This is a genomic window from Flammeovirga sp. OC4 (genome assembly GCF_000812565.1).
Lineage (GTDB): Bacteria > Bacteroidota > Bacteroidia > Cytophagales > Flammeovirgaceae > Flammeovirga.
Genome location: NZ_JTAM01000050.1, coordinates 1 through 23454, shown reverse-complemented (window position 1 = coordinate 23454; position 23454 = coordinate 1). Strand labels below are relative to the sequence as shown.

Below are 23454 nucleotides of genomic sequence, written 5' to 3'. Positions count from 1 at the left end.
CATTGAAGATGCAGTTCAAAAGATATTGTAAAACGCTTTCATTAGCGAACGATCCTTCCTTGATTGAAGATTATAAAAAAGTACATGCTAAAGGACAAGCATGGAAAGAAATCACTGAAGGCATGAAAGAAGTAGGTATTCTTGATATGGAAATTTATCTCCACAAAAATCAGTTATTCATGATTATGGATACGGTGGCAGATTTTGACCATGAGGCAAGAATGAAGGAATTGGCTACGAAACCAAGACAATCGGAATGGGAAACTTTTGTATCCCGTTTTCAAGTAGCCGATGCGGATGCAGATGCAGATAGTAAGTGGGAATTAATGGAACGTATCTATGAGATCGAACAGGAAGAAGACTACGATGCATTGGCAGGGCAAGTGAAAGAAATTTCTAAACTTCAACAAACACAAGAGGCATAATCATGGCAAAGTTCTCAAGAATTGAGGTGGTTTCTAAGATGAAATCCACAGTTATTGTTCCAGTATTTTACAACAGTGATCTAACTACTACATTAGAAGTAATTAGCACGGCTTATAAAGCTGGGATCAGAGTTTTTGAATTTACAAATAGAGGGGAACAAGCAGATCAAATCTTCATTGAATTGATCAAAGTAGTAAGAGCAGAGTTTCCTGATATGGCTGTAGGAATTGGATCTATCGTAGACGAATTTACAGCAGCTATCTTCATTCAAAACGGAGCGGACTTTATCGTTTCACCTTTATTCAACCCTGAAATTGGTAAAATTTGTAACCGAAGAAAAATCGCTTGGTTCCCAGGTTGTACCACAGTTTCAGAAGTTTCTAACGCCCATGAATGTGGAGCTGAGGTGGTGAAAATTTTCCCAGCGAATTCATTTGATGCTAAAGGGTTTATAAAAGGAGTAAAAGCCCCAATGCCTTGGACGGATGTGATGCCAACGGGTGGTGTTTCACCGACCATCGAAGACATTAAAAGCTGGCTGGATGTAGGAGTAAGTTGTGTAGGTATTGGTGACAAGCTATTGGTGAAAGCTGATGCGGGTTACGATTACGAAGCAACCTATGAACGTTTACAAACACTAATGGAGTTTGTAGCAGACTACAAAGAAAGAACAGTAGCAGTATAAAACTAAAATTTGGCAGAGTCTTAAGACTCTGCCAAGAATTATCATAACTGAGAGACACTTTTAAATAAAAAGTATGCCGTGCACCATGACTGAAGTCATGGGCAAGTGATACTGACTCCACCAACACTAAAGTGTTGCCTCCGTTTTCAACTTTCAAGACTTTAGTCTTGATAGGTTGTTTTAACACCTGCCCATAGTTTTAACTATGGTGCAAGAAACATGAGTTTATTCCTCTAGTTAAAAAAATTATTAAGTTTAAAAGACGATGAATAAAGTATTAATGGTTCACCCTACGGACAACGTAATGGTGGCATTGAAAGATTTAGAAGCATCTGAAGAAATAAATTTTGAAGGTCAACACCTTACAACGGTAGGTCCAGTGAAAAGCAAGCACAAATTTGCGTTAAAGGATTTTGCTAAAGGTGATGAAGTATATATGTATGGTGTTTTAGTAGGTAAAGCAACTCAGCCGATTAAAAAAGGTGAAGCAATGACTACTGAAAATGTAAAACATGCTGCTAGTGATGTGGTAGTAAGAGAGCGTAAAACAGATTGGGTAAAGCCAGATGTTTCTGCTTTTGAAAATAGAACCTTTATGGGTTATCACAGAACAGATGGACAAATAGGTACACAAAACATGTGGTTAGTGGTGCCATTAGTATTCTGTGAAAATAGAAATGTTTTAGCAGCCAAAGAGATTTTAGAAGAAAAACTAGGGTATTCAAAAGGTAGAAATTACGATCTGGATATCGATGGTTTATTACAAAAAATAGAAAACGGAGCAGACAGCAATGGATTGATTGATGAAGACATCGTGATTCCATTAGCAGAGCAAAAGAAAAACCGTGCTTTCAAAAATGTAGATGGGATTAAGTTCTTATTACATGATGGCGGTTGTGGTGGTATTCGCCAAGATTCTGATACGCTTTGCCAGCTGTTGGCAGGTTACCTCAACAACCCTAACGTTGCAGGAGCCACATTCTTAAGTTTAGGTTGCCAAAATGCACAGGTAGAAATTTTACAGGATGCCATTAAAAAGGTGAATCCCAAATTCGATAAACCGGTGTATTACGTTGAGCAACAAAAGAGTTCATCCGAAACAGACTTCATTTCTAATATTGTCAAATACACGATGGCAGGGTTGGTAGAGGCCAACAAAGTAGAACGTCAAGAAGCACCAATTTCAGCACTTCGTTTAGGTTTAGAATGCGGTGGTTCAGATGGTTTCTCAGGCATTTCCGCCAATCCTGTAATTGGGTATGTTTCAGACATGTTAGTAGCACTAGGTGCAATACCAATTTTGGCAGAATTTCCTGAATTAAACGGTGTGGAGCAAAGTCTAACCGATCGTTGTGTAGAAGAAAAAGATGCTCAACGTTTTGTAGACCTTATGGCCATCTATAAACACAGAGCAGAGGCTGTAGGATCAGGTTTTGATGCCAACCCTTCTCCAGGTAATATCAAAGATGGTTTGATTACTGATGCCATGAAATCAGCTGGGGCGGCTAAAAAAGGAGGATCCTCTCCAATCGTTGAAGTATTGGATTATACAGAACAAGTGACAAAGAAAGGATTGAACTTGCTTTGCACACCAGGTAATGATGTAGAGTCAACAACTGCATTAGCAGGATCAGGAGCAACTTTGATTACATTTAGTACTGGATTAGGAACACCAACAGGTAATCCGATTACTCCAGTAATCAAAGTGTCATCTAACTCGATTTTAGCGGAGCGTATGAAAGATATCATTGATTTTGATACAGGATCAGTGATTACAGGAGAAGATACAATTGCCACGAAAGCAGCAAAAATGTTAGACTACCTTTTAGAGGTAGCAAGTGGTCAACTTGAAACCAATTCTATGAGAATGCGTCACGATGACTTTATTCCATGGAAGAGAGGAATCTCATTATAAAATATCAACTGTGATACCCCCATATCGCAAGTGTTATGTCGTTGTGCACTTGTGATTGGGTATTGGAGAAGTTACCCGACTTTGAAATCAAACCAATTTCGAAACAAGGAATTTATCATTGCACCAGATTTTTATAAGTTGGGGCGCTTCTCTGATACTTTTTCAATAGCATTTATACGATAACACTAATCATCAGTCGAGTAAAACTTCATTTAAAGTTTACAGTTCGAATTGATTAAAAAAAAGAGCAATAGCCATGAAACTAAATAGAACAACAGCAATAGTAAATCCTCGCCCTATTAAAGTGGTACAATTCGGTGAAGGTAACTTTTTAAGAGCATTTATTGATTGGATGATTCACGAGATGAACGTACAATCTGATTTCGATGCAGGTGTAGCCGTAGTACAACCTATTCCTCAGGGTTTAGGTGAGTTGTTAGCTTCACAAGACGGTTTATATCATTTATTATTAAATGGTATTGAGAAGGGTGAATTGATCAACAAACAAATGTTGGTGGATTGTATTCAAGAAGTGATTAATCCTTATGAGGACTTTGATGCTTACTTAAAATTAGCTGAAGTTGAAACATTACAGTTTGTCTTCTCAAATACTACAGAAGCAGGTATTGTTTATAAAGAGGGAGATCAATTAGAGAACCTTCAAGAGAGTTTTCCTGGTAAATTAACAGCATTTTTATACCGTAGATTTACTCATTTCAAGGGAGCTGAAGACAAAGGTTTAATCATCCTACCTTGTGAATTGATCGATAAAAACGGTGTCAAATTACAAGAAATTATCCTTCAGTATGCGAAGGACTGGAACTTAGGTGATGATTTTGTGACATGGGTAAAAGAAGCATGTACATTCTACAATACATTAGTAGATAGAATTGTACCAGGTTATCCTAAAGATAGAATTGAAGAAATTCAGAAAGACCTTGGTTTTGAAGATCAATTAGTGGTTGAAGGGGAGCAGTTCCATTTATTTGTATTGGAAGGTGATCAGAAAATCAAAGAAGTTTTACCTTTCGAAAAAGCAGGTTTAAATATTGTTGTTACAGACAACCAAGCCCCATATAGAGAGCGTAAGGTAAGAATCTTAAATGGTGCACATACTTTAATGGTACCAGTTGGTTTATTAGCCGGAATTGAAACGGTAAGAGAAAACTTAGAAAACGAAACAGTTTCTAGATTCATTAATACTTGTCTTACAGAAGAAATTATTCCTTCTCTTCCTCCAGCAGATGGATTGGTAGAGTTCAAGGATGATGTATTGGATCGTTTCAGAAACCCATTCATCAAGCATTACTTAAAGAGTATTTCATTAAACTCTTTCCCTAAATTCAAGACAAGAGTTTTACCATCAATTCTTAGCTTTTATAATGAAAAGGGAAGAGTACCTAAGCATTTATTAATGTCATTTGCTGCATTGATTAAGCTTTATGCACCAAGCGATGATTTCCAACCAGTAGATAATGCTGACGTATTGGAATTGTTGAGCAATGTGTGGGCAAAATACGGAGCAAAAGAAATCTCATTAGAAGAAGTGGTACAACAAGTATTGGCTTACAAAACACTTTGGGATCAAGATCTAAACGACATTCCTCAATTACATGAAGGCGTTGCACATTATCTTCAAGCTATTTTGAATGAAGGAGTGACGACTTTATTGGAAAGCGAACTATACGTTTAAAAGTGAATAGTGGTGTGATATGTAGGGATGAGATAAGAGTTAATTGTCGCTTAGCTCATCCCTCATGTGTGTACTACTTTACATTTTAGAATTATGAAAAAACATAAAATCATAACTTTAGGTGAAATCTTAATGCGACTTTCGCCTATTAGACATAAAAGATTTGGTCAGACTACCGAGTATGAAACGTATTACGGTGGAGCTGAACTAAACGTAGCTTCTTCATTGGGGAATTACGGCATGAACGTTAGTATGGTGTCGGTTTTACCTCAACACGATATTGCTGATGATGCATTAATGCACATGCGAAAGTTTGGTATTGATACAGCCAACGTTCTTCGTGCAGAAGGCCGTTTAGGTCTTTATTTTGTCGAGGCCCCTTCTATGCAAAGAGGAGGTAAAGTGATTTACGATAGAGCCGACAGTGTTTTTACACAAGCCGAAGTAGATACTTTTGACTGGGATGCTATTTTCGAAGGAGCTACTTGGTTTCACTGGAGTGGTATTACTCCAGCCGTTTCTGAAAGTGCTGCATTGATTACAGCCAAGGCTTTAGAAGTGGCAGAAGCAAAGGGCTTAAAGGTTTCTATGGATTATAACTATAGAGCAAAGCTTTGGCAATGGGGTAAAAGTCATGAAGAGGTGATGCCTGACTTGATGGAGAAATGCCATGTGATGTCGGGTATTCACCCTGATGTTGATGTTTTAAATGAAGAGGTCACGGATTTGGATTTTGCCCTTTCAGGTAAAGCAATGATGGAAAAATACCCCAATTGTGAAGTAGTAGTGTTCTCATCAAGAGGAGTCAAATCTGCCAATCATCATACATGGGCAGGGGCTTTGTTTGATGGAGAGAAAGTGTATAGAACGAAAAAGTACGAATTAAGTCATATTGTAGATAGAGTAGGAGGGGGAGATGCTTTTATGGCTGGCGTAATTTACGGTCTACATGCTTTTGAAGGAGACTTCCAACAGTGTATAGATTTTGCTACAGCAGCTTCAGCCTTTAAACATGGCATTGATGGTGACTTTAATGCCGTTAAAAAAGAAGAAGTAATGCAAATGATTTCTTCGGCTGACTTTTCTAAAGTAGACAGATAAGATACTCCTCAATAGTACATTATTTATAGGATGTACTATTGGGGAAAATAATAAATATAGCTCTGAAATAATCGGGACAATGATCATGAATATCCGGTTAGATTGGATCAATAAAGTACTTAGGATGTAAAAGGATGGGCAGTGTATGAAGTACTTTAAAGAAATGGAATGAAGTACAAAGTCAAAAATAAATTATAGTTAATTCTAATTTATTTTTTGTGAGTACAACGCTAAAAAACGTATTAATAGTGGTTCTATTGAAAGTTTTTTAAAGGAAGTAATCGCAAAATAATGAATAGAATTAGTATTAGATAATTTTGAATTTGTACTGATAATAAATTAAGTGGCACTTAATCTCAATATTACTTATGTACCGATCTTCTAAACTATTACTTTTTTTTAGCGTTCTCACGCTTCAACTATGGGCAAATGAACCACCTAAAAACAAAAAAACAAATGTAATCATCATTATCTCTGACGATCAAGGTTGGGGTGATGCAGGTTTCAACGGTTCAGATATTCCAACACCCAATCTTGATGCCTTGGCAAAAGAAGGAATTTCTTTTTCTCAAGGATACGCTAGTCATCCCTATTGTAGTCCTAGTAGAGCGGGGTTACTAAGTGGAAGATATCAGCAACGATTTGGACACGAAAATAACATGCCTTATAATAATCCAACAGAAAATGATGGATTACCATTGGATGAAATCATGTTATCTGAACATTTAAAGACACAAGGATACACTACATGTGCAATTGGTAAATGGCACCTGGGTGATCACGAAAAATTTTGGCCTAACAAAAGAGGCTTTGACGACTGGTACGGCTTCTACGGAGGAGGATCAGACTATTGGGGAAAACCTAAAAAAGGTGATCAGATGAGAGGCGTATTAAGAGACGGTAAAATTGTTCCACAAGAAGAACTCACCTACCTAACGGATGACTTTACAAAAGCAGCGACTGAATATATTGAAGGGTACGCTAAGGAAGAAAAACCTTTCTTTATGTATTTAGCATATAATGCTCCTCATGCTCCAATCCAGGCCCCTAAAAAATATTATAAAGATGTCGCTCACATTGAAGACGGAGAAAGAGCAGCGTATGCAGGTTTAGTAGTAGGCATGGATCATGGTATTGGCCAAGTCATTGACAAATTGAAAGAAGAAGGAATCTATGAGAATACATTAATTGTATTTTATAGTGATAATGGAGGGCATACACATGGAGCAAGCAGTTATCCTTATAGAGGACATAAAGGAATGTTGTTTGAAGGAGGAATCCGAGTACCATTTGTGATTTCATGGCCTCAAGGTTTAAAAGGAGGAAAACGCTACGAAGAGTGCATTACAGCTTTAGACATTTTCCCAACGGCATTAGCAGCTACCAATACAGCATTACCAAGTAAAGAATTGGATGGAGTCAACCTTTTACCTTATCTCAAAGGAAAGAAAAAGGGACAACCACATGAGACACTTTATTGGAGATACTCTGATGGAGCAGGATATGCAGTAAGACACGGAAACTACAAATTGGTTTATTCAGGTTACAAGTTAGAAAGCTTCTTATTTGATATGGAAAATGATCCATTAGAACGAAATAATCTAGCGGAAGAAAAACCTGCAATTGTGAAGCAGTTAAAAGAATTATATACCAACTGGACCAAAGGTACAGTAAAAGCAAAGTGGCAAGATCCACACGCAGCAAACGTTTTAAAAGAAGAGAAAAAACGTCAACACTTTATTGATAAAGCGAGTGCTGGAGAAAAGAAAAAAGACATTTAAAATATTTGGACTGAATACGTAATCTTATAATCAATAGCTGAAAATGCTTAACGATAACATTTCGAAATATTTGCGATATATAAGTTAGATTGAAGAGCCGTTACTGTTTATGTAGCGGCTTCTTTTTTATAGAATCTAGATTATATTTTAAAAACAATTTCCAATTTGATGAAGTTAGTTCTATAAAAAAGAAACTATGCTTTTAGAGACAACATTTGGAAAAACAGTTCGCTATCATCAGTCGAGAGGCATTGTAGGAAAAAAGTTTTCATTAATTAAAATTCTCAAGTTAGGAGGCAGTACATCTCCACGTTTTTACATTAGATCAAGTAATTTAAATATTGGTTTTGATATAGAAACACAATCTGAGTTGGATTCGGCAATAATTGAACTCAGAGAGAGGGGAGTTTTAATTCACATCAATGTTAAGGTGCGAAACTTCGAATGGATTATTCCTTATTACCGTTTAGTTTTATATCATACAGATAAGGTTTTAAGTTTACATAGTCAAGGCTTCTTTCTTCAATTTGAACAAAAGAAAACCAGTAGGCAGCATACTGATTTCGTAAAGAAACTCATTGATCAAAAACAGGACTTCAGAAGTGATTTTTCATTTATTGATGACCTCTAAACCCTTATGAGAGAATATTAATCACTTAAAATGGAGTATTAAAATATCTTAACTCTGATTTTTGTTATTTTTCTTCAATGTCATACTTTACTATCTTTGTGTGTTTTTTAAAATTATTACCTAAACGAATATTCAAATGAATTTACTATTAGAGAAGACAGACAAGATTCGTTTAATCCAAGAAGGCAGTAAGCTACCATATGACCTTCTTTTATTAGCAGATGAAACTATCGAAGCGATTGACAAATATATCCATGACTCAGAAATTTACATTTACCAAAGAGAAAGTGAAACCTTAGGTGTTTACGCTTTACAAATGTTCGATGGAGAGTCTATTGAAATTAAAAATATTGCTGTTTCTAAAACATGTCAAGGTGAAGGAATCGGTCAAAGAATGTTGTTGAATGCGATGGAACAGGCCAAGGATAGAGGCTTTAAATACATTTTAATTGGTACTTCAAATGCTGCTTTTAGACAATTATATATTTACCAAAAAGTAGGTTTTGAAATCTATGAGGTTAAAAAAGATTTTTATACAAAAAATTACAGTCAGCAGTTGGTCGAAAACGGTTTGCCACTCAATCATATGCTTGTTTTAAGAAAGCAATTAAATGATTAATTTAAAAAAATTATTAGAAAAGGGTTCTTGCTTAACAGAAAGTAAGAACCCTTTTTTATTTCAGTATACAATTCTTGGTAATAAGTTTCGTTATCTTTGTGAATGATAAATTTTTGTTGAAAAAATTATATGAGACTAATAACAATAATCTTCTTACTGTTAGCTACTTCAGCTTCGTATGCACAAATAGGTATTGGTGATACGGTAACAGTAGCAAAATCAAAATATAAGTACGTAGTGACATATATTTCTGTAACGACCCACAATAAAATTGCTTATGAATTACTCAATCTTAAGAATGATAAAATGAGATGGGTGCTTGATGAGGAATTGGAGTATCAACGTAAGCATACATTTAAAAACAGGGTGTATCGTAGAGGTGAAGAAGACGAATTTGAGAGTTTTATTCAATAATCATTTGGCTTAATAACTCATTTTAAGGTCATTCTTGTACTGTTTAACAAAGGTTTACTAGATATCGCTCTCTTTCTTCTCATTGCTACTCCAACTTACCTAATTCCCCAAAAGTAAAACGCTTCAATATTAACTATTGCTATAAATCAAGGTCACTATTTCCGTTCAAAATATTTTATAAAAAAAAGAGAAATAAAAAAAGGACTCCAGCAAAACTGTGTCCTTTTCATTCTATAAACTAAACTAACAAACAAACTTCCAACTAAATATTTTTAATCAACTTTTCGAGTTGATATTGTGTTCTTTATTGATACTTCAAATAAATACTATTTAAACTTGTTAACCAAAATTAAGAATCATAAATCATCACATTATTAGAATAGTGATATTATTAAATTTAAATTTTTATAAAAAGCGTTATTAATACGCTATTATCATATGAAATTGCACTAAAAAAAATTCCCCAATCTGTTTTAAACAGAGAGGGGACTCATTATTAATTGGGGGATACCAATGGCACCCCTATTGGAATACACTACAAATTTATACTGATTGTTTGATGTCAATATAAATAAAGGTTGTATTTTTTTGAAGACAATCATTTCTTCCATAAATCCAACTTCACTTTATAAATCTCCAAAAACCTTACTAAAACAAGTTACTATTTTTTGTGATTTTATCTTCTTTTTGTTCAAAAGAAACATGTAAATAACATTACACAATACTCTTTATATTTTTAATTTTATCATAAATTTTTGTTTTTAACTGACTATAATTCACTCAAAATAGCACTTCGCCAACTTTATTCGCATTTCAATTTATTTTTATTGTAAAAGTGACATTTTATATTGCTTTATTTATTATATAATACTTATTATAAATGATATGTTAAATTTATCTAGTATTTAAAAGTTGGTTATTGCACAATGTTATGAGATTTGTTTATTTTATAACGATTAGTGTGTGTTGTACTCGTTGAGTTGAACTTAATTTGAAATACATGATTTTTATTATTTTTTTTTAAGTTGTTGCTATATAAGGGTAGGTAAACTGTTATTTATACATATCTAATAGTGTGATAATTCCCTGAAAAGGATCTACTAAAATCACTTTCCTTATAAAAGTACATTAGTTTTCCCTTAAAAGAATATGTTTTATGTTTATTGTTAAACTAAAATATTAGATTGTTTTTGATGATTTTATCTATAATTCTGTTTTTTTAATTATTTTGCTTCAGAAGCACACATAAACATAACTTATTATTCTAGACTATGCCACACAAGTATCATCCGGAGTCATTAATGATGACACATGGATATAAACCAGAATTGTCAGAGGGAGCTGTAAAAACTCCTATTTTTCAAACTTCCACTTTTGTTTTTAAAACAGCCGAAGAAGGGAAAGCATTTTTTGAAATTGCATATGGTTTAAGGGAAAAAGGACAAGATGAGAATCTTGGGTTAATCTATAGTAGAATCAACAATCCAAACTTAGAAATTTTGGAGGACAGACTTTGTCTTTGGGACCAAGCAGATGATTGTGCTGTTTTTGAAAGTGGTATGAGCGCCATCAGTTCTGTCTTATTGGAGTTTTTAAAGCCTGGTGATTTACTTTTATATAGTGCACCCACCTACGGTGGAACAGATCATTTTATTCATGATTTATTAAAAAAAATTGGTGTTCATAGCATTGCTTTCAGGCCAGAACACTCTAAAAGAGATCTTTTGGAGTTGATTGACGCGTCTGGCCTGGCAGATCGGTTATCATTGATTTATGTTGAAACACCAGCAAACCCAACAAATGATTTATTTGATATATCACTTTGTGCTGAGATAGCAAATCTATACAATAGTAAATTTGAGGAGAAAAAAGTATTCGTAGCTGTTGATAACACTTATATGGGACCACTTTGGTCACAACCACTTACTTTGGGAGCTGACATAGTGATGTATTCTGCTACAAAGTACATTGGAGGTCATAGTGACCTGATCGCTGGTGCAGTTTTGGGTAATCATGAAGTAATGCAGAGGGTAAAAACGCTAAGAACTTTTCTTGGAAATATGGTTTCACCACATACTGCTTGGTTGATGCTACGTTCTTTGGAAACGTTGAAGTTAAGGATGGAAGCACAATTGAAAAATGCCGAGAAAGTAGCAAGCTATTTATTGAAGCATCCAAAGGTTGATAAAGTACATTATTTAGGTTGTATTCCTCAAGACTCTAAAGCCTATGAGTTATTTAAAAAACAATACTCGGCAGCAGGGGCTATGGTCTCTTTTGATATCAAAGGAGGTGAGAAAGAAGCATTCAAGTTTTTAAATCAACTGAAGTTAATGAAGCTTGCAGTGAGTTTGGGTAGTACCGAAAGTTTGGCTCAACATCCTGCAAGTATGACGCATATTGGAATTGCTGAAGAAGATAAGAATGCTTTTGGTATTTTGCCTAGTTTAATTCGATTGTCTATCGGAGTTGAAAATGCAGAAGATATCATTTGGGATATAGAACAGGCATTAGAAGTTGTATAAGTTAAAATAATAAAATGTGTCTATGTACTAACATCAAAATGATAGTCCACAGACACATTTTTTGTGTTGATTGGTTTGATTGTTCACAAGCTTATCAACCTTATATTTTTAATCTATCGCCCTCCACTGAAAATTATTCTAAATCTTCCTTGCGAGAAATATCTGACTTTTTTGAAGGTAGACTTTCTAAGTCACTGTTATTTTCCTTTTTGTTTTTACGCTCTTCTTTTCTTTCTTTGAAAAGTTCTATGGTAGTTTTCCCTTCTTTTTCAGCTAACGTTTTTTGTATATTCAATCCTTGAGCTTTCACATTGAAGCCTAATAATAAAAGGAATATAATTGACATTGAAATCTTCATAGTTACTAAAATTAAGTTTATTTGTTAGAGTTACTCAAATATAATTTAATAACATTTGTAAAACTTAATTTTTAAGAAAAGAACACTTTTTTGTATTTTATTAATGTGATTTTAGACGTTTTCAAACTTTGGATAAACTAAAATTTTAGACTTTAATTCACCTTTATCATATTTCAAGACCATTTGATAAACACCTTTTCCCCATTTATTAAAGTAGATTTTGCTGGGGCCTTTGTAATCTTTTTTTAATAAAATTTCACCGTCGTCCTTCATTATTTCAATACTGTAATTCGATGATTTTTTTGGAGTAGATACAGTAACATGATCATATACAAGGGTAGGATAAATCTTCCATTCCTTTTCTGACGAAACAGTTTTTTTTATATAGTTGAGAGCTTTGGTAAAGAGCATTGGATGATTTCTGTTTATTTACGATTTGCAATAAAGCCTTAAATAAAATGAAAATAAAAGATTCCTAACATTTTTTTGTTTTGAACTAAGAGGAATTGATTATTTACTTTGAATAGTACAATGTGGGTAGTTGTAACTTTTTGTCACTTTATAAACTCGCGTAATAAAATATGCTTGACGTTGATGTTTGCCAATGATAATTTTATGGACAATAAAATAGTTGAAATTAATTTTGAAATACTTTTTTGTAATGTCGGAATATGATAGAAAATACTTATTTAATCATTTTGCGGAGGTACTGGTGAAACTTGATAAGTAGGAGCAATTCACTCTTAAAAAGGTGAGATTATTTGCCCCAATTGATAGAGATAATTGAAAAATTAAAGTTTAGGAAAAATTACCCCCTCAACTAGCTGTAGTTTTTCGCTAATATTAGTACAAAAGCCCTGTAACTTGCTTGAGTGATGAAAGAATAAATTACTTAAAACTTTTGTATGTATGAGAACTAAATTTTTTTTATTAGGTATAACAGTATTATACTTTTCAATTGGTCTACTTCAAGCGCAAGATCTTACTATTCCACCTAAGAATTATGTTGATACGGTAGATGTCAAATTAGTTGTGAAACGTTCGAATGATAAACATCCACTCTCTGACCAAAATAATGAAGGGGAATGGAAATTACTGAAAAAATATTCAGACGAGTTCGAGAAATCAAAAATCAATGAAAAATTATGGCATCCCAATAATCCTAAATGGAAGGGGAGAAAACCAACCTACTTTCATGGATCAAATGTAACGTTACAAGATGGTGAAGCTATATTTGAGATAAATAAACATGACAAGGACCAATTACCTGATGGTTATACGCACAGTGCAGGTTTTATAAAAAGTAAAAATAAATTTTTGTATGGCTATTTTGAAGCAGAGATGAAATTGATGGATGCACCTTGGGTTTCTGGCTTTTGGATGACCAATGTCAGCAAAGATTGGTGGACAGAAATCGATATTTGTGAAAACGCTCCTGGATTATCGTATAACAGAAATGATCTAAACTCTAATATTCATGTTTTTAGAGCTCCTGAAGATCAGGGTAATGTAAAGAAACATTTCTCAAGAACTAAAAAGTACTATATTCCTTTTGAATTACAAAAAGACTATCATGTATGGGGTTTAGAATGGACTAAAGAGTACATTAGATTCTATATCGATGGTGTTTTATTTAGAGAAGCTAAAAACACACATTGGCATCAGCCACTTGAAGTGAATTTTAATAACGAATCTAATAAATGGTTTGGAGCACTTCCTGATGATAACCGATTAGATGGAGAATTTCACGTGAAATATTTCAGAGTTTGGGAAAAGAAGGAAATCTCCAACGGAAAGTAAGACAGCAAATGTAAACGGGTATTTCTGGTCTTTTTTTATCTTGTTGTCATCAGTACATACTGAGTTGAAGAGTAAAAAAGGAGAGTTGCTCGTTTACAATTGTACTATTACTTCACAAATAAATTTCTATGAAATGAAACGACTGCTAATTTTTTTAATCACATTAATGTGTTTTCAACAACTGAAAGCACAACAAATCAATGGAGAACTCAAAGTATGGCATACTGTAACCCTTACATTTGATGGACCAGAAACTTACGAACAAGCTCCTGAAAACCCTTTTTTAGACTACAGACTTGATGTAACATTTACCAATGGTACTGAAAAATTTGTCATTCCAGGCTTTTATGCTGCTGATGGAAATGCAGCGGAGACAAGTGCAGATAAAGGTAATAAATGGAGTGTACGCTTTGCACCAAACAAAACAGGTAAATGGTCTTATCAAGTGTCTTTTGTGAAAGGCAAAAACATCGCAATCGCTGATAATATCTCAAATGGAGAAAAGCTTTCTCCTGATGGTATCGTTGGTACTTTTGATGTTGTACCCACCGATAAAACAGGGTTGGACTTAAGGGGAAAAGGTAGACTAAAACCAACAAATACGCATTATTTACAGTTTGAAGGTACTAAAGAATATTTTATCAAAGGAGGGGCAAACAGCCCTGAAGACCTTTTAGGGTACCATGAATTTGACGGTACTCCTAAAAAACATAAGTTCGAAAAACATATACCTGAATGGAAGGAGGGAGATCTGACTTGGCAAAATGGTAAAGGAAAAGGGATTGTCGGAGGAATGAATTATTTATCTTCAACAGGTATCAATACCGTTTATTTCCTTACGATGAATGTAATGGGAGATGGAAAAAATGTCTGGCCTTGGACAGAAGAACACGAACGCTACCGTTTTGATGTCAGTAAGTTGGAACAATGGGAACTTCTTTTTTCTCATATGGATAAAGTAGGGCTAGTCAAGCATGTAATCACACAAGAGACCGAAAATGAAAACCTCTTGGATATTGGATATACAGGAATTCAAAGAAAACTATATTACAGAGAGTTGGTAGCGAGGTTTGCCCATCACCCTGGAATAGTTTGGAATATGGGTGAAGAAAATGGGATCACTACTTGGTCTCCAGTAGGGCAAACTACTAAAATGAGGATTGCCATGATAGAATATATGAAAGCTTTGGAACCTTATGGAAATATGGTCGCTATTCACACTTTGCCAAATCAAAAAGATCATGAAAATACTGTAAAGCCATTATTGGGTAACCAAGCATTGGATGGTATATCATTCCAAATTCATAATCTTCACCATACTTACGAAACAACATTGCATTGGAGAGATGCTTCTGAAGAGGCAGGTAAAAAATGGGTGATATGGTTAGATGAAATTGGTCCTGCTAAAAAAGGAGTACTTCCTGATGATTATCCAAGTCAACAAGATACTGTTAGGAAAGATGTAATATGGGCTAACCTTATGGCTGGAGGTGCTGGCATAGAACATTATTTTGGTTATAAATATCCTAATAATGATCTTAATTGTGAGGATTGGCATACAAGAGATCGTATTTGGAAGATGACTTTTTATGCAACAGATTTCTTCCAGAAATATCTGCCTTTTACTGAAATGAAGGCAAATAATGATCTTTCAGATGTAAAAGAGGGATATACTTTTGCAAAAAAAGGAGATACTTATTGCATTTATTTGAAAGAAGGAGGACAGCCCACTTTAGATTTAAAAGGGTACACAGGCAAGTTTAGTGTTCATTGGTATAACCCTAGAGAAGGAGGTGCTTTGATGAAAACAAAAGTAAAGGTCGTAAATGCCGGTAGTAAAGTCGTTTTAGGGCCTTCACCAACTTTTGATGAGGATTGGGTAGTTTTAGTACGTAAACTTTAATACTACTCTTTTTTTAAGAAAAACAGCCTTTCAAAATCACCAAGACTTGAAAGGCTGTTTTCATATATTGATTCCTCCAATGATTACCAATCGATAGGGAAATAATCTTTTAAGAATTTTCCAGACCAATGCTTACCAGTATTGATTCCATCAATCAAAGGATCCAATACTCTTGCAGCGCCATCTACAATATCTAACGGAGGTTGGAAGTCATGTTCTTCTTGTTTCTTAGCAGAAATATGAGCAGGATCCTCATCCGTTACCCAACCTGTATCTACGGCATTCATATAAATACCATCTTTTGCTAAAGTACTAGCAGACGTGTGCGTCAACATGTTCAATGCAGCCTTTGCCATATTGGTATGAGGGTGTCTGTCTTCTTTATGGAAACGGTGGAATTTACCTTCCATCGCAGAAACATTGATGATATGTTTTTTACCAGTATAATCTTTCTGCATCACCTTCGCTAATCTATTGCATAGCACAAATGGAGCAATAGAGTTCACCAATTGAACCTCTACCATTTCAGGTGTTTCAATCTCCCCAATTCTCAACCTCCAACTGTTGGTCTTACGCAGGTCCACTTGTTGTAAATCTACATCCAATTTACCTTCAGGGAATACCTCTTTCGTCTGAATAGAGTTGTCAAAGCTGTAAGGAATCTGGGAAAGTTTCGCCGAAGCTCTAATTCCAATACCGGCCTCAGTTGTACTCCATTTTACAGGAAGTCTTCTATTTTTTGCACTTGAACTACTGTCAGATAACTCTAATAATTGTTCAACACAGTATTGATGCTCTGATAGTAAGTGTTGTGTATTTTTATCTAATAAAGCAAAAGGTTTCTCCTCGTCTTCCATCATGTGTGCATAGAAGCCAGAAGGACGCCTTACCGTTTGAGCAGCATTATTGATCAAAATATCCAGACGTCCATATTTCTGTTCAATATAATTACAGAAAATTTCAACACTAGGAATATGTCTTAAATCTAAGCCATGGATCTTCAAACGATCTTTCCAAACATGGTAATCTTCCTCTTTAGAAAAACGCTTTGCAGAATCAACAGGGAAACGTGTAGTAGCAACTACTGTAGCACCTGAACGAAGAAGAATCAATGTAATATGATAACCGATTTTCAAACGAGAACCTGTCACTACAGCAATCTGTCCAGTAAGGTCAGCCGTCTGAAATCTTTTAGCATAGTTGAAATCACCACATTCAGGGCAGATCTGATCATAAAAATGATGCAGTTTTGTATATTCCTTCTTGCAGACATAGCAATTTCTGTAAGACTCTAACTCAGGCATATCTGTAGGCAGATCCTGTTCTTCTAGAATCTTAGGAGCAATGAAAATATGATTTTCTCTAGCACTTCTAATTCCAGTTAACTTTCGAGCATGTTTGTCTTTTTCCTGCTGCTTACGTTTTGCAGCTTTCTTTTTATCTTTTCTTCTCTTTTCAAACTCCTCTCTACTAGGACGTGTCAACTGTCCAGCAGCTTTCATCAAAGCAACACGCTTTTCTTCTGGTAATTCAAATAGAATAGAAGTATCCTCAAGAATATCTTCTAAAATAGAAGTACACTTTTCGATTTCTTCAAAACTTAATTTTTTCTTCTCTTCCTCCATAATGCTTTCACTTCTAAAAAAATACCGCCAAATATAAGGATTTCCACTAAATATCTTGATTCAATTAAAGTCTGCTTGGAAAAGAAATTCTAAATTTTAATGAACAGGGAGATAACTTCATACATTTATTGATTCAGTCGATGAGATAATGCTGTCTTGACAACATTCCATTCTGAATTCAGAATAGAAAAAACAACTGTGTCTCGTAAGTTTCCGACTTTATCGATAGTATGATTTCTTAAAATACCATCTTGTTTTGCACCTAAGTTAGCGATTGCTTTTCTTGATTTATGATTATGAAAATGAGTCCTAAATTCTACTGCAACACAATTCAATTTTTCAAAGGCATATTGAAGTAATAATAATTTACATTCTGTATTTACAGCAGTCCTTTGAAATGATTTAGCATACCATGTAGAGCCAATTTCAACTCTTTTTACTTTGGAGTTGGCATTTAAAAACCGAGTGGAACCTATGATTTTTTGAGTTTTATTATGTAGAACCACAAAAGGTAGACTACTGTCTTTTTCATATTGTTGAAATGCAGTTTCGATATAAATATCTATTTCTTTTTCTGAGGGCACACTCGTGTACCAAAGTTCCCATAATTTTCCATCTTTTGCTGCTTCTACTAGACTATCACGATGTTTCAATGAAAGAGGAAGGAGCGTGACCGTATCACCTTGAAGTGTTGTCTCATTTAACCATTTAGTTTCCATTTGTTCTTTAATTTAGTTGAAAATGGAAATTAAAGAATAATACATTAAAAACGAGAAAATTTAGCTTGGTATCTTAGTTAGATATTAAATAATACAAGGTTTGTTGATGCTCAACTTTCCCGTTTTTCAATTGAATAAAGACATCAATTAAACTTTACTTAGGAAGTTTAATTGTTGAATACTTGATGCAATATGTCCTGACCTAACCAGCATTGTTTTCGCTTTCTTTAAGATGGTTTTTACTGTGTCTGTAGGTCTGCAAATTACGGCTAGTATCCCTTCTTTTTGGGCTACGGTGTATTTTACTTTAGCAATCATGATAGGTGTTGTTTAGGATAGTGGATGATTAAAGAATTCAAATTTTGAATCCCTAATTTGATAAATGGTCAGAAAGTGTAAAATTCTGAGTGTATTTTCGGTTATTATATCCTTAATATAAGAAATATGACGCACTATAACGATGATATAAATTTCTATATATAGCTATCAAAATTATTTCAATTTATGTCTAAAATAGTTATTTAGAGTAGTTTATAGTGGTATTGAGTGACATTTTCTTACAGTTGAGGTTTTCACTTAGAATGGGGAAAAGATTTAGCTAAATTGCAGAAGGATAATGAAAGGAGAATATAGCTTAAACTATATTTATTAAAAGTAATTAAGCATAATTTTTTAGTTATTAATAGGATACTAGAATAATATCACTTCTTTTTAGAGTGTTTAAATGACTTTAAAAAGGGTTCTAAAATGTAGAAGTTAAACATGCAAGCAGTTATTCTATTAATCGTGGTTTATACCACATATGCCAATTCAATTTTTTAAACTTTAAGTGCTAAATAAAATAGTGGGGGAAGAAAGGGGTAAAACTTCTCATACATTTTGAGTAGTACTTGCAAGAAAGGCTGGAGTTTACTTCAGCCATTTTTTTTACAAAAAAAAGACTGTTTATAGTGAAACAGTCTTTTTTTGTGCGAAAACAAGATTTTCATAGGTGTCTTTTAAAGCTTGACTATTGAATCAAATCTGATTCAATTAGATTACGGATATAATCCGATACTTTCATGCTTTTCTTCTTGGCTTGTTCTTCCAGTGCAGCGTATTCATCTTCTGACATTCTGAAAGTAACAATCTTGTTAGAACCTCCCGTTTTTCGAGGTTTTCTTCCACGATGTTGGATAGCAATGCGATATTCTTCAAGAAAATCTCTTGTTGATAATGCATAAGGTTTAACCCCGTCAACGTAAATCATTGAACCTTCCTCAGAGCCTTTCCATGAAGCTTTTCTTTTCGATGTGAAACTTTGGAAGAAAGCCTTCCTCGTTTCAAAACTTTTCGTTTCACTGGCAGGCACGTCTTTCATAAACTCTTTCATGGATTTATTAGACTCTTTGGCCTGTTTATCGACTTCTTCAAAAGGTTTTTTGTAGTAAATGTACTTTGCCATATGAGATATATTCGTATTACGTTATATACAAATAGATGATTTCTTTTTGTAATTCCAACTATTCAGTAAAAAATTCTGTGAATACAGAAAAAAAAGTTTAATATTCATATCTTCACCTTAAATTATTTCAATAATTATATTCTTTTTATAGCTTCGTAACACACAATAATCGAACGAACATCAATATGAATACAACTTCATTTTTCTTTTATGATTATGAGACTTTTGGTAAAGATCCCAAAAAAGATAAAATAGCCCAATTTGCTGGAATTAGAACTGATTTATCTTTTAACCCAATAGGTGATCCAATTGTTTTATATTGTAAACCTTCAAAAGACTTCTTACCTGATCCAGAAGCTTGTTTAGTAACAGGGATTACTCCTCAAATTGCTGAAGCTCAAGGGGTGAGTGAGTTTGAATTTATGGGTAGGATTAAAAATGAATTAGGACTGAAAGGAACATGTCATATTGGTTATAATAACATTCGATTTGATGATGAGTTTTCTCGTTTTGGCTTTTATAAAAACTTTATTGACCCCTATTCACATGAGTGGGCAGACCAAAATTCCAGGCTGGATTTATTAGATATAATTCGCATGACCTATGCATTACGTCCCGATGGAATTCAGTGGCCTACAAGTGAAGACGGTTCTGTCAATTTAAAGCTTGAAAATTTATCAAAAGTCAATGGAATAGAGCATGAAAATGCACATGATGCTTTAGCTGATGTCTGGGCGACTATACATATGGCAAAATTGGTAGAAAAGGTAAATCCTAAATTATTCAATTATGCCTTCAAGTTAAGAGATAAGAAAGTGACTCAAAAGCTGGTGGAAGATAGTATGCAAACTGTGTCTCCCCTTCTTTTTGTTACACCATTTGTTCCCTTAGTCAACGGGCACCTATCATTCTTTGTGCCTCTTTCAAAAGATTTAAAAAACAATAATGCCTACAATGGTATCGATATTTTAACTTCACCTTTATCATTGAAAGGGTTGTCGGCTGATGAAATTAGAGAGAGGTTGTATGAAAAAGCAAAAGATGATAATAAAATCGAGGATCGACCTGGAATAAGACAAGTAGTTATCAATAAATCATCGATGTTTGTCACTCCTAAGACGTTATCTCCACAACGTGCGAAAGCTTTAGATATTGATTTGGAAAAAGTGAAAAAACATCAATTAGAATTAGAAGAGTTGATTAAAGAGGATCCCTCTTTTGTGCGAAAAGTAAATGAAGTTTACAATACACCTTATCCAATAAATGAAGATGTTGACGGACAACTTTATGAAGGGTTTATTGATGGAAATGATAAACGACTTGGGAATCGAGTGACAGCAATGGGTAAAACAGATCCTAAGAATTTAAGTTTAGAATATTTTCCATTTAGAGATGACCGTCTAAAGGAAATGTTATTCCGATATAAAGGAAGGAATTTCTATGATGCACTTTCACCTGACGAGTTGAAGGTTTTTAAATCCTATTGTAGGGCAAAAGTGATGGACGGTATTGGTGGTGGTACCCCATTAAATGAATACGTTGAAAGGGTTTCTGATATGATCAATTCATCAGAAAGTAACGTTGACAAAGGAATTCTGACATCTCTTCTGAAATATGCAGAACTATTAGAAAAAGAATTAAACAAATAATGAAATATTTTTTCCTTAGTTTATTTATAGTATTACTCTTTTCACAAGGAAAAGTAAACGCACAAGTTTTTAAGTTTGAAAAACCTGGACAATCTGAGAAAATTACAACTAAGCTACTCCCAAATGGAAATAAAAACCAAAGGTGGAAGCAAGTTATTTTTAAAGATTCAAAGCCGTCAAAATCCAACAGCTTAATTACAGATGCTTTAATGGTTGATTTTGGAACTATTGATGAGCAGTCAAAAGAGATTAACCTTTTTTGTACAGGTGGTTTTTCAGAAGCTGAAATTGAAATCTTTTATGTAGGAGATACAGACTTTTTCTCCATAGATATTGATACTGTTCATAACGTTTGGCAAAAATACCATGAAACGAAGTTTACCAAAAAGCCGCTAAAAGATCTTAAAGTTAAAATACGTGCCAAGAATATTGAAAAGGGACAGCATAAGGCTTTTGTTGCTTTTAGAATAGATAAGCAACTTTATCGTGTAGCATTAAAGTCAAAAACACAAAATACAATACTTAATGACAGAGATGATATTAATCTTAATTTAGGTTTGGTAGAGGCTGATTCAACTGGCTTTACAGATTTTAGTTTTACCTCATTAGGGGAGTTGCCTTTAGAGGTAGAATATACAGGAGATTCATCCTCGTTTGTTTTTATTCTAGAAGGAGATACAATTCTACCAAATGTAAAACAAACTATTGTGCCGTCATCAGATAGTTTAGTTTTGACATTTGCTCCTGTTGCTACAATATTGGGAGATAAATACGGAGAGCTTATATTGAAGAATAATTATGTGGAACAACATGTTTTTATCACAAGTAGAGTAGCAAAAATCAGAGGTGATGTTTTTTGGAATGATACCACTACGGTACTTTCAGAAAATATAGCTTTTTCTAAAGAAAGATTATATTCTCCACTTGATACAATATGGTTAGAGGCTTCCTTTTATAATGATAGTGATTATGATACTTTATTTAGAGTAGATTCATTAATTGGTTTTCAACTTCCACCTTTTCTTAAGTACGAATGGAATGCCACGCATTTACAGCCTAGAACTTCAGGAGCAATTCAAATTCCTTTAACTTTAGTGAAGTCTCACGACTTATCGAAAGACTTAAAAGGAAATATTGAGGTGATCGTAAGAGAGGATTCTTCTACAACTTCTCATGAATTTGTGTATAAGCCTTTGGAAAAGCTGATCCAGGAAGTAGAAGAGAATATTCCTACAAAGCTACAATTCACTTCTCATAAAGATACCTTTGAAATAAGAGTCCCATTTTTAAATACGGGCAAAAATGCAGTTTATCCTTCGCCTCAAACTTTTATTAAAGAGTTACAATTACCCAAAGGAATTCAAATGTATTATGGAACTCCAAGAGTAAGGCCATGGAGTAAAGGGTATGTCTCTATTTATTTGACTCCTTATGATTCTATTAATTTCCATAAAACGAAAGTGGATACACTTTCATTAGATATATATGGATTGAGTACATCAACAAGCATAGAGTTGATACAAGAACCATGGAAGGAGATATTGAAAGATTATCTAATGGAAATTGTGCTTGGGGTAGTTTTAATTATTTTGATTGTACTAGGAATATTATCACCAAGAATTATTCAACTTCTAAAGTCTAAATATAATTCATATAAAGATGAAATGGCTTTAAAACATAAGAAAGAGTTGTATCAAGAGATGGAAGATCTTATGAAAGAATCTTCCTTAGAGAATGTTTCTTTTAAAGAAGGCTTGGCCATTTTGAAAAAGGAACTGAATAATGAAGACTAGAAATAGGTTAGATCATTCTATTGAAGAATAATTGAAATATAGTTTTAATGAAACCACTTTTAAGATTTTTGAAAAAACCTTGAAAGTGGTTTTCTTTTTATGTTGTTGTATTTTAGGTACTTAACTTAGAAATAAAATTACAATTCTATGAACTTAACGTGCGTTTAGAAATTACCTTGAAATAAAGTTTGGAATACTAAATCTTAATACTACCTTTGCATCCGTCTTCAGAAGGAAGGTAGAGTAATACATGTTGTGTGAGTAGCATTTTCGAATGCTTAATTTATTCATTTTGAGTAAATTAAATAGTATTGAAATTAATTTTTAAATTAATTAGAAATACTATTGCAAATTAAAATTCTCTTCTTACCTT

The 23454-nt window shown here is 33.8% G+C and carries 20 protein-coding genes; 14 read left to right on the top strand and 6 right to left on the bottom strand.

The genetic code is table 11. The features are described 5' to 3' along the window. Nucleotides 1-8: 8 nt before the first annotated feature. From PL77_RS20895 to PL77_RS20850, 10 genes are all read left to right on the top strand, one after another. Complete coding sequence (locus tag PL77_RS20895) at nucleotides 9-425, top strand: L-rhamnose mutarotase (RefSeq protein WP_044209834.1); 417 nt, start codon at nucleotides 9-11, stop codon at nucleotides 423-425. Nucleotides 426-427: 2 nt separating this feature from the next. Beyond that, a complete protein-coding gene (locus tag PL77_RS20890) occupies nucleotides 428-1111 on the top strand; it encodes a bifunctional 4-hydroxy-2-oxoglutarate aldolase/2-dehydro-3-deoxy-phosphogluconate aldolase (protein WP_044209831.1) in 684 nt (227 codons plus the stop codon). Between the two features lie 265 nt (nucleotides 1112-1376). Next, a complete protein-coding gene (locus PL77_RS20885; protein WP_044209827.1) occupies nucleotides 1377-3026 on the top strand; it encodes a UxaA family hydrolase in 1650 nt (549 codons plus the stop codon). Between the two features lie 256 nt (nucleotides 3027-3282). Then, complete coding sequence (locus PL77_RS20880; RefSeq protein WP_044209825.1) at nucleotides 3283-4719, top strand: tagaturonate reductase; 1437 nt, start codon at nucleotides 3283-3285, stop codon at nucleotides 4717-4719. A gap of 93 nt (nucleotides 4720-4812) precedes the next feature. Beyond that, nucleotides 4813-5820, top strand: a complete 1008-nt coding sequence (locus PL77_RS20875; RefSeq protein ID WP_044209824.1) for a sugar kinase — start codon at nucleotides 4813-4815, stop codon at nucleotides 5818-5820. A 368-nt stretch (nucleotides 5821-6188) separates the two neighbouring features. Continuing rightward, nucleotides 6189-7601, top strand: a complete 1413-nt coding sequence (locus PL77_RS20870; RefSeq protein WP_044209821.1) for a sulfatase — start codon at nucleotides 6189-6191, stop codon at nucleotides 7599-7601. A gap of 196 nt (nucleotides 7602-7797) precedes the next feature. Then, entirely contained in the window at nucleotides 7798-8232 is a 435-nt protein-coding gene (locus PL77_RS20865) for a hypothetical protein (RefSeq protein ID WP_044209819.1), read from the top strand. A gap of 136 nt (nucleotides 8233-8368) precedes the next feature. Further along, nucleotides 8369-8851 (top strand): GNAT family N-acetyltransferase, encoded by a 483-nt coding sequence (locus tag PL77_RS20860; protein ID WP_044209817.1) that lies wholly within the window; start codon nucleotides 8369-8371, stop codon nucleotides 8849-8851. A gap of 129 nt (nucleotides 8852-8980) precedes the next feature. Continuing rightward, entirely contained in the window at nucleotides 8981-9265 is a 285-nt protein-coding gene (locus tag PL77_RS20855) for a hypothetical protein (RefSeq protein WP_044209816.1), read from the top strand. A 1271-nt stretch (nucleotides 9266-10536) separates the two neighbouring features. Further along, nucleotides 10537-11790, top strand: coding sequence for a cystathionine gamma-synthase family protein (locus tag PL77_RS20850; RefSeq protein ID WP_044209814.1), 1254 nt, complete (start codon nucleotides 10537-10539; stop codon nucleotides 11788-11790). 133 nt (nucleotides 11791-11923) lie between these two features. Here the strand turns inward: PL77_RS20850 and PL77_RS20845 are convergent, their stop codons facing one another. Beyond that, on the bottom strand, nucleotides 11924-12136 hold the full coding sequence (locus PL77_RS20845) for a hypothetical protein (RefSeq protein WP_156152463.1): 213 nt from the start codon (nucleotides 12134-12136) through the stop codon (nucleotides 11924-11926). Nucleotides 12137-12259: 123 nt separating this feature from the next. Next, nucleotides 12260-12559: a T9SS type A sorting domain-containing protein gene (locus PL77_RS20840; RefSeq protein WP_044209811.1), complete on the bottom strand. Its 300-nt coding sequence runs from the start codon at nucleotides 12557-12559 to the stop codon at nucleotides 12260-12262. Between the two features lie 498 nt (nucleotides 12560-13057). On the opposite strand from PL77_RS20840, the gene PL77_RS20835 reads away from it, so the two are divergent. Together PL77_RS20835 and PL77_RS20830 are read left to right on the top strand one after the other, a co-directional pair. Continuing rightward, on the top strand, nucleotides 13058-13948 hold the full coding sequence (locus PL77_RS20835; protein WP_044209809.1) for a family 16 glycosylhydrolase: 891 nt from the start codon (nucleotides 13058-13060) through the stop codon (nucleotides 13946-13948). A 133-nt stretch (nucleotides 13949-14081) separates the two neighbouring features. Then, nucleotides 14082-15851 carry a DUF5060 domain-containing protein gene (locus tag PL77_RS20830; RefSeq protein WP_044209913.1) on the top strand — a complete coding sequence of 590 codons (1770 nt, stop codon included), beginning with the start codon at nucleotides 14082-14084 and terminating at the stop codon, nucleotides 15849-15851. An 83-nt stretch (nucleotides 15852-15934) separates the two neighbouring features. On the opposite strand, the gene PL77_RS20825 is transcribed toward PL77_RS20830, so the two are convergent. The 4 genes from PL77_RS20825 to PL77_RS20815 all read right to left on the bottom strand — a co-directional run bounded on the left by PL77_RS20825 (nucleotide 15935) and on the right by PL77_RS20815 (nucleotide 19639). Further along, nucleotides 15935-17476: an SDR family oxidoreductase gene (locus PL77_RS20825; protein WP_044209807.1), complete on the bottom strand. Its 1542-nt coding sequence runs from the start codon at nucleotides 17474-17476 to the stop codon at nucleotides 15935-15937. A 125-nt stretch (nucleotides 17477-17601) separates the two neighbouring features. Beyond that, nucleotides 17602-18195 (bottom strand): GNAT family N-acetyltransferase, encoded by a 594-nt coding sequence (locus PL77_RS20820; protein ID WP_044209804.1) that lies wholly within the window; start codon nucleotides 18193-18195, stop codon nucleotides 17602-17604. A 147-nt stretch (nucleotides 18196-18342) separates the two neighbouring features. Continuing rightward, nucleotides 18343-18513 carry a hypothetical protein gene (locus PL77_RS31855; RefSeq protein WP_156152462.1) on the bottom strand — a complete coding sequence of 57 codons (171 nt, stop codon included), beginning with the start codon at nucleotides 18511-18513 and terminating at the stop codon, nucleotides 18343-18345. A 691-nt stretch (nucleotides 18514-19204) separates the two neighbouring features. Beyond that, nucleotides 19205-19639 (bottom strand): hypothetical protein, encoded by a 435-nt coding sequence (locus tag PL77_RS20815; RefSeq protein ID WP_044209801.1) that lies wholly within the window; start codon nucleotides 19637-19639, stop codon nucleotides 19205-19207. Between the two features lie 185 nt (nucleotides 19640-19824). Between PL77_RS20815 and sbcB the strand changes: the two genes are divergently transcribed. Together sbcB and PL77_RS20805 are read left to right on the top strand one after the other, a co-directional pair. Beyond that, a complete protein-coding gene (sbcB, locus tag PL77_RS20810; protein ID WP_044209797.1) occupies nucleotides 19825-21288 on the top strand; it encodes an exodeoxyribonuclease I in 1464 nt (487 codons plus the stop codon). Next, entirely contained in the window at nucleotides 21288-23081 is a 1794-nt protein-coding gene (locus PL77_RS20805) for a hypothetical protein (RefSeq protein WP_044209794.1), read from the top strand. The genes sbcB and PL77_RS20805 overlap by 1 nt, the downstream gene beginning before the upstream one ends. Nucleotides 23082-23454: the final 373 nt, after the last annotated feature.

Excerpts from the sequence above, each read along its gene's own strand:
- PL77_RS20805 (WP_044209794.1), top strand. The coding sequence starts at position 21,288 with ATGAAATATTTTTTCCTTAGTTTATTTATAGTATTACTCTTTTCACAA.
- PL77_RS31855 (WP_156152462.1), bottom strand. The coding sequence starts at position 18,513 with ATGATTGCTAAAGTAAAATACACCGTAGCCCAAAAAGAAGGGATACTA.
- PL77_RS20885 (WP_044209827.1), top strand. The coding sequence starts at position 1,377 with ATGAATAAAGTATTAATGGTTCACCCTACGGACAACGTAATGGTGGCA.
- PL77_RS20895 (WP_044209834.1), top strand. The coding sequence starts at position 9 with ATGCAGTTCAAAAGATATTGTAAAACGCTTTCATTAGCGAACGATCCT.
- PL77_RS20875 (WP_044209824.1), top strand. The coding sequence starts at position 4,813 with ATGAAAAAACATAAAATCATAACTTTAGGTGAAATCTTAATGCGACTT.
- PL77_RS20870 (WP_044209821.1), top strand. The coding sequence starts at position 6,189 with ATGTACCGATCTTCTAAACTATTACTTTTTTTTAGCGTTCTCACGCTT.
- PL77_RS20860 (WP_044209817.1), top strand. The coding sequence starts at position 8,369 with ATGAATTTACTATTAGAGAAGACAGACAAGATTCGTTTAATCCAAGAA.
- sbcB (WP_044209797.1), top strand. The coding sequence starts at position 19,825 with ATGAATACAACTTCATTTTTCTTTTATGATTATGAGACTTTTGGTAAA.
- PL77_RS20855 (WP_044209816.1), top strand. The coding sequence starts at position 8,981 with ATGAGACTAATAACAATAATCTTCTTACTGTTAGCTACTTCAGCTTCG.
- PL77_RS20845 (WP_156152463.1), bottom strand. The coding sequence starts at position 12,136 with ATGTCAATTATATTCCTTTTATTATTAGGCTTCAATGTGAAAGCTCAA.
- PL77_RS20835 (WP_044209809.1), top strand. The coding sequence starts at position 13,058 with ATGAGAACTAAATTTTTTTTATTAGGTATAACAGTATTATACTTTTCA.
- PL77_RS20890 (WP_044209831.1), top strand. The coding sequence starts at position 428 with ATGGCAAAGTTCTCAAGAATTGAGGTGGTTTCTAAGATGAAATCCACA.
- PL77_RS20880 (WP_044209825.1), top strand. The coding sequence starts at position 3,283 with ATGAAACTAAATAGAACAACAGCAATAGTAAATCCTCGCCCTATTAAA.
- PL77_RS20865 (WP_044209819.1), top strand. The coding sequence starts at position 7,798 with ATGCTTTTAGAGACAACATTTGGAAAAACAGTTCGCTATCATCAGTCG.
- PL77_RS20820 (WP_044209804.1), bottom strand. The coding sequence starts at position 18,195 with ATGGAAACTAAATGGTTAAATGAGACAACACTTCAAGGTGATACGGTC.
- PL77_RS20850 (WP_044209814.1), top strand. The coding sequence starts at position 10,537 with ATGCCACACAAGTATCATCCGGAGTCATTAATGATGACACATGGATAT.
- PL77_RS20815 (WP_044209801.1), bottom strand. The coding sequence starts at position 19,639 with ATGGCAAAGTACATTTACTACAAAAAACCTTTTGAAGAAGTCGATAAA.
- PL77_RS20830 (WP_044209913.1), top strand. The coding sequence starts at position 14,082 with ATGAAACGACTGCTAATTTTTTTAATCACATTAATGTGTTTTCAACAA.
- PL77_RS20825 (WP_044209807.1), bottom strand. The coding sequence starts at position 17,476 with ATGGAGGAAGAGAAGAAAAAATTAAGTTTTGAAGAAATCGAAAAGTGT.
- PL77_RS20840 (WP_044209811.1), bottom strand. The coding sequence starts at position 12,559 with ATGCTCTTTACCAAAGCTCTCAACTATATAAAAAAAACTGTTTCGTCA.